General features: G+C 60.3%; 1 protein-coding gene. It reads left to right on the forward strand.

Going from position 1 to position 1136, the window contains the following annotated elements; translation table 11 throughout:
* Nucleotides 1-8: 8 nt before the first annotated feature.
* The gene (locus J7024_RS36975; RefSeq protein WP_234746059.1) at nucleotides 9-1052 is read left to right on the forward strand and encodes an IS5 family transposase; all 1044 of its coding nucleotides are present in this window, start codon (nucleotides 9-11) and stop codon (nucleotides 1050-1052) included.
* Nucleotides 1053-1136 lie beyond the last annotated feature (84 nt).

A 1136-nucleotide genomic window follows, 5' to 3' on the forward strand; every position in this document is an offset into this window, starting at 1 on the left:
CAGTCAGACTGGAGGAGTTCGTACCGCAAACGCATCCGCTGCGCCCGATCCGGACTTGGATGAACGAGGCGCTGTCGAATATGGATGCCAAGTTCTCGGCGATGTACGAAGCGGACATCAAAGGCGGTCGGCCGAGCATTGCGCCGGAGAAGCTGATGCGGGCGATGCTACTTCAGGTGCTATACAGCATTCGCAGCGAGCGGCAACTGGTCGAGCAGATCTCGTACAACCTTTTGTTCCGTTGGTTCGTCGGCCTGTCGATCGAAGACGCGGTGTGGAATCACTCGGTGTTCAGCAAGAACCGGGATCGACTGATCGAGTTCGACGCAGTGACTGACCTGTTCAACGCGACGGTGGAAACGGCGCATAAACGCGGCTTGCTGTCGGGCGAGCACTTCAGTGTGGACGGCACCTTGATCCATGCGTGGGCCAGCCACAAGAGCATCCGGCGCAAGGATGGCGGGGACGATGATCGTCCGCCTGACAATTGGCATGGCGAATCGCGCAGTAATGAAACGCACGAATCGAAGAGCGACGGTGAGAGCCGGCTCTATCGCAAGAGCAATGCCGCGCCAGCCTTGCCGAGTTACCTGGGCCATGTGCTGACGGATAACCGGCACGGTCTGGTCGTGAACGTTCAGGCCAGCGAGGCGAATGGCCGAGCGGAACGCAAAGTGGCGACGGACATGCTGCGCGATGTGTCGGGTTCGGACGTGCGTATTACGGTGGGCGCAGACAAGGCGTACGACACGCGTGGATTTGTGAAGGCCTGCCGCGAATACAACGTGACGCCGCACGTCGCACGCAACACGAAGCGCACCGGCGGAAGTGCAATCGATGGTCGGACGACGCGGCATCTCGGTTACGCACTGAGCCAGCGCAAACGGAAATGCATCGAACAGTGCTTCGGCTGGGGCAAACGGATCGGGCCGATCCGGCAGGTGATGGTGAGAGGCTTGGAGAAAGTTGATCAGTTGCTCACGCTGACGATGGCGGCCTACAACCTGACGCGGCTGAGAACGTTGGGATTCGTGCGTCCGCAGGGCGCGTAATGCAGGAAATCTGGCGGGAAATACCTTCGCCGGCCGGGCTCTACCGCTGAACCCGGCGTGACGCAACAAAATTGCCGAGCCGTT

It is taken from the genome of Burkholderia sp. WTPI3, assembly GCF_021483755.1.
Lineage (GTDB): Bacteria > Pseudomonadota > Gammaproteobacteria > Burkholderiales > Burkholderiaceae > Burkholderia.